The sequence below is a fragment of the Mesorhizobium sp. M5C.F.Ca.IN.020.32.2.1 genome, from assembly GCF_004023105.1.
GTDB lineage: Bacteria > Pseudomonadota > Alphaproteobacteria > Rhizobiales > Rhizobiaceae > Mesorhizobium > Mesorhizobium wenxiniae.
Window position 1 is genome coordinate 1 of the sequence record NZ_RZSX01000469.1, and the last position, 4,984, is coordinate 4,984.

At 62.1% G+C, this 4,984-nt stretch carries 5 protein-coding genes; 3 read left to right on the forward strand and 2 right to left on the reverse strand.

From position 1 onward, the window contains the following. Together EOA86_RS21930 and EOA86_RS21935 are read right to left on the reverse strand one after the other, a co-directional pair. The coding region (locus tag EOA86_RS21930) for an ABC transporter ATP-binding protein (protein WP_164891896.1) at nucleotides 1-1,603 on the reverse strand (1,603 nt) is incomplete at its 3' end. 380 nt (nucleotides 1,604-1,983) lie between these two features. Next, nucleotides 1,984-2,217, reverse strand: coding sequence for a hypothetical protein (locus EOA86_RS21935; RefSeq protein WP_206630096.1), 234 nt, complete (start codon nucleotides 2,215-2,217; stop codon nucleotides 1,984-1,986). A gap of 174 nt (nucleotides 2,218-2,391) precedes the next feature. Here EOA86_RS21935 and EOA86_RS21940 point away from each other — a divergent pair, with 174 nt between their 5' ends. The 3 genes from EOA86_RS21940 to EOA86_RS21950 all read left to right on the forward strand — a co-directional run. Further along, entirely contained in the window at nucleotides 2,392-3,717 is a 1,326-nt protein-coding gene (locus EOA86_RS21940; protein WP_128343552.1) for an FAD-binding oxidoreductase, read from the forward strand. An 86-nt stretch (nucleotides 3,718-3,803) separates the two neighbouring features. Continuing rightward, nucleotides 3,804-4,877 carry a tartrate dehydrogenase gene (locus EOA86_RS21945; protein WP_128343554.1) on the forward strand — a complete coding sequence of 358 codons (1,074 nt, stop codon included), beginning with the start codon at nucleotides 3,804-3,806 and terminating at the stop codon, nucleotides 4,875-4,877. 10 nt (nucleotides 4,878-4,887) lie between these two features. Further along, the coding region (locus EOA86_RS21950) for an AsnC family protein (protein WP_164891895.1) at nucleotides 4,888-4,984 on the forward strand (97 nt) is incomplete at its 3' end.

The following is a 4,984-nucleotide window of genomic DNA, read 5'->3' on the forward strand; positions in this document are numbered from 1 at the left end:
GCTCACGCGTGTAGGCTGATTGCGGGTCGAGGAAGATCTGCGAGGGTGGTCCGCGTTCAACGATCCGCCCTTTCTGCATCACCGCGATTTCGTCGCAGATCTGGCTGGCGACGCGCAGGTCGTGGGTGATGAAGATCATCGATACGCCGGTCTCTCGCTGGATTTGGTCCAGCAGCTTCAGGATCTGCGCCTGGATCGAAACGTCGAGCGCCGAAACGGCCTCGTCGGCGATCAGCAGCTTCGGCTTGAACATCAGCGCCCGGGCGATGCCTATGCGCTGGCGTTGCCCACCGGAAAATTCGTGCGGATAGCGGCCGAAGGCGCCGGTATCGAGACCGACATGAGCCAGTAGCACCTTCGCCTCTTCACGCGCTTGGGCATACGGCATCCCGTGCGCGACCGGGCCAACAGTCAGGATGTGGCCGACAGTCGAACGCGGGTTGAGCGAGGCGAAAGGGTCTTGGAAGATCATCTGGACCCGCGGCCTCAACGGGCGGAACTCAGCTTCGGAAAGCTTCGCGATGTCCTGCCCCTCGAACAGAATCCCGCCGCCGTCGCAGTCCAGCAGCTTGATCAGAAGCCGGCCCAGCGATGATTTGCCCGAACCGCTCTCGCCAACGACGCCCAGCGTGCGCCCGGGCGCCAGATCGAACGAGACCTCGTTAACGGCGGGCACGACGCGCTCCTTGCCGAACAGCGCACTGCCGCTGCGGTAGGTCTTCACCAGGCCCTCGACCTTCAGGATCGGCGCTTTGTTGGCCGTCTCCAGAGGAATGCGGTCCTCGCCGGTCAGGTGGGGGACGGCTGCGATAAGGCGCCGGGTGTAGGGATGGCTGGGCGACGTCAGGACCTGTTGAGCGCTACCCTGTTCGACGATGTGGCCCTTCTCCATCACGACGACACTGTCTGCGATCTCGGCCACCACCCCGAAGTCGTGGGTGATGAACATGACGCTCATTCCCTTGCGGCGCTGAATGTCGCGGATCAGCTCCAGAATCTGTGCCTGGGTGGTCACGTCGAGCGCGGTTGTCGGTTCATCCGCGATCAGGATCGTGGGTTCAAGCGCCAGCGCCATGGCGATCATAACCCGCTGCCGCTGCCCGCCAGAAAGCCGGAACGGATACTGATGATACATGAGTTCGGGGTCAGGCAGCCCCACCTCGGTCAGCAACTCGACAGCGCGGCCGCGACGGGATTTCGGGGTGCCGACGCCATGTGCCGCCATCACTTCGTCGATCTGCGCGCCCACCGTCATCAGCGGGTTGAGTGCCGAGAGCGGATCCTGGAAAATCATCGACACAACCCGACCGCGTAGGCTGCGCAGTTTGTCGGGCGACAAACCTATGATGTTCATCCCATCCAGCTGGATGGCGCCCGAGGAGACGCGGATCACCTTGGGCAGAAGCCCCATGATCGCATTGGCTGTGACAGACTTTCCCGATCCGGATTCGCCGATGATGCACAGGATCTGACCGCGCTTCAGATCAAAGGAGATGTTCTCGACGGCATGGGTCCGTTCCATGCCTTCCGGCAAATTCACCGTGAGGTCGCGTATCGAAAGCGCCACATCGTGGGGGGCTACAGCCTGGATGCTTGCGACCATCGAGATCACCTCCCCTTTAAACCGAACGGGTCCAGGCTGTTGCGGACCCAATCATCGCCCTTTGAGCAGAAGCGCCTCACCGGAGCGGCCGTCGTCTGGCCATCTCGGCGCTTCGCGCATTGAGGCTGCGAGAAACGGATTCTGCTCATCCTGGCGGCTCCCTTGATCAAATTCGGTCCGTGTACCGGACACTGTTCCTTTTGTTGGAGAACTCTCCGAAGGCGTAAGCCCTGCCTATCGGAAGTCCTCTGGAGCTTGCCTGCCATAAGGAAAGGTTGCTCCGTTCTTTCAGCCAGTTTGACTGTTTTGTTTCCGCAGAGTCATCGAAACTTGGCCCTCGGGCGGCAGGAACTTCTGAAAAGAACGTCCAGTTCGGCATTTCACTCTGCAGCTGTTCGGGGCCCGCGACATGATCCGGCAACCATATCCTTCATGCGGTTATACGCCCCCACGACGGGCAGGAACCACGGCTTTCCGGTGTGCATCGGCACCGTCTGCCACGCAATGCGGTCGAGCGGAACGGTGTCCGTGCGGCCCATCGCAATGTAGGCAAGGCACTGCCGATCAGGGTCGGCAACTGTGCGCCGCGCGCCCTGAATAGCCATGCCGTACATGACGCGGCTGCATGAAGTGTACTCCTGCTTGCCCCGGTACCAGCGAGCTTTTCGCGCAATAATTGCCCGTCCTAGAGGCCGCTAACCGCACGATATTCCGTCCAGGCACAAACTTCGCGGCCTGCCTCTGTAGGGGGCAGGTTAGGATGCTTCAAATTACCGGAGTCCCCATCCATGCCCGCGCCGCTCATGCACATCGATTCCAGCCCATCCCTGCCTCGCGAGGCGGACGTCGTCGTCATCGGCGGCGGCGTGGTAGGCGTATTCACGGCATATTATCTCGCACGCCGCGGCGTCAGCGTTGCCCTGCTGGAGAAGGGGCGCGTTGCCGCCGAACAGTCCAGCCGCAACTGGGGCTGGTGCCGCCAGCAGAACCGTGACGCGCGCGAGTTGCCGATGGCAACCAAGAGCCTCGATCTCTGGGAAAAAGTGGCGCAGGAGACTGGCGAAGACACCGGCTTTCGCCGTTGCGGGCTGCTCTATCTCTCGCAGGACGAAAACGAGTTGGGAGGCTGGGCAAAGTGGCGCGATTTCGCAAGGACGGTTGGCGTCACTACGCATGTGTTGAGCGCGGAAGAAGCCACCGAACGGGGCAAGGCGACCGGCCGCAAATGGAAAGGCGGCGTGTTCTCGCCAACTGACGGAACGGCGGATCCTTCAAAGGCGGTGCCCGTTGCAGCGCGCGGAATCGTGGCGGCCGGCGGCACGGTGCATCAATATTGCGCGGCTCGCGGCATAGAGCTGAGCGCCGGCCGGATCAGCGGCGTCGTTACAGAAGCGGGAACCATCCGGACAACGACCGTGGTCATGGCCGGAGGCGCGTGGGCTTCTTCCTTCTGCAACCAGCTTGGTATTCGTTTCCCGCAAGCTGCCGTGCGTCAGTCCATTCTAGCCGTAGCGCCGGGCGCAAATGGCCTGCCGGATGCCCTGCATACCGCGCGCGTCTCGCTGACGCGACGCGGCAACGGTGGATACACGCTGGCGATCAGCGGGCGGGCGCGAGTCGATCCAACGCCGCAGCAGCTCAGGTTCAGCCGCGAGTTCGTGCCCATGTTCGCCCGCCGCTGGCGCAGTCTGGCCCCGGGAGCGTTCGAGGGCTGGCGTCAAGGTCATGAAAGCCTGAGGAAATGGGTACTTGACGACGTGACACCAATGGAACGGAATCGGATTCTCGACCCCAAACCTGACATGAGGCAGATTCGGCTGACTTATCGACGAGCCTGCGAATTGATGCCCGAACTCAAGCGCGTCGCGATCTCCGATGCCTGGGCGGGTTATATCGACAGCACGCCCGACGGCATTCCCGCAGTCGGTGAAATCGAGGGGATTCCGGGCTTCCTTCTCGCCGCGGGATTTAGCGGCCACGGCTTCGGGATCGGCCCCGGCGCTGGGCATATGATCGCCGATATCATCACCGGCAGCGAGCCGATTGTCGATCCGCGTCCTTATAGGCCGGAGCGTCTGAAGACAGCTGCGTGGGGCAAGGTCGCTGAATTCTGAGAAGACCGATTTGCCAAGGTCCAACCGGTCGCACACGAGATCGAGGCCGCGAGGCGGCCAGCACTGAAAACAATGGGGAAGTGACGATGCGCGAATATGAGATTGCCGCCATTCCAGCCGACGGGATCGGCCCAGAGGTCATTGCCGCCGGTCTCCAGGCGCTTGAGACACTTGAAGAGCGCTGCGGCGACTTCAAGCTGCGCGTCCAGCACTTCGACTGGGGCTCAGACTACTACAAGGGCCATGGCCGGATGATGCCCGAGGATGGGGTGGCGCAACTGAAGCGTTTCGACGTTATCTTCTTTGGCGCGGTCGGTGCTCCCGATGTGCCCGACGACATCACGCTCTGGGGCCTCCGGCTGCCGATTTGCCAAGGCTTTGATCAATACGCGAACGTGCGGCCGACAAGGATATTGCCGGGCATTGCTTCTCCGCTGGCGGGCGTTGGCCCTGGCGATCTCGATTGGGTGATCGTGCGGGAGAATTCCGAGGGCGAGTATTCCGGCCACGGCGGCCGCGCCCATCGCGGCCTCCCCGAGGAAGTCGGAACCGAGGTCGCGATCTTCACGCGCGTCGGCGTCACCCGCATCATGCGCTATGCATTCCGGCTAGCGCAGTCACGGCCGCGAAAGCTCCTGACAGTTGTTACGAAATCCAACGCGCAGCGTCACGGCATGGTAATGTGGGACGAAATCGCCGCCGAGGTGGCACGGGAATTCCCGGACGTCACGTGGGACAAGATGCTGGTTGATGCTATGACGGCGCGTATGACGCTGAAACCACGGAGCCTCGATACGATCGTTGCCACCAATCTTCACGCCGACATATTGTCGGACCTTGCAGGCGCGCTTGCGGGCAGCCTCGGTGTAGCACCGACCGCCAATATTGATCCCGAGCGGCGCTACCCCTCGATGTTCGAGCCTATCCACGGCTCGGCATTCGACATTGCCGGCAAAGGGATCGCCAACCCTATCGCCACCTTCTGGACCGCGGCCCAGATGCTCGAACATCTGGGCGAGAACGACGCGGCTGCCCGGTTGATGCGCGCCGTGGAAACGGTGACGAGTGAAGGCGTGTTGACGCCGGACGTTGGTGGCACCGCGACCACGCAGGAAGTAACGGACGCCGTTTGCCGGACGATCCGCGGTTCGAACGTGTGACAGGTTTCTGATGAAGCTCGACAAGATCGACATCAAAATTCTCTCCGAGTTGCAAAAGAACGGGCGCATATCCAACGTCGAGCTTGCCGAGCTGGTGTATCTGTCAC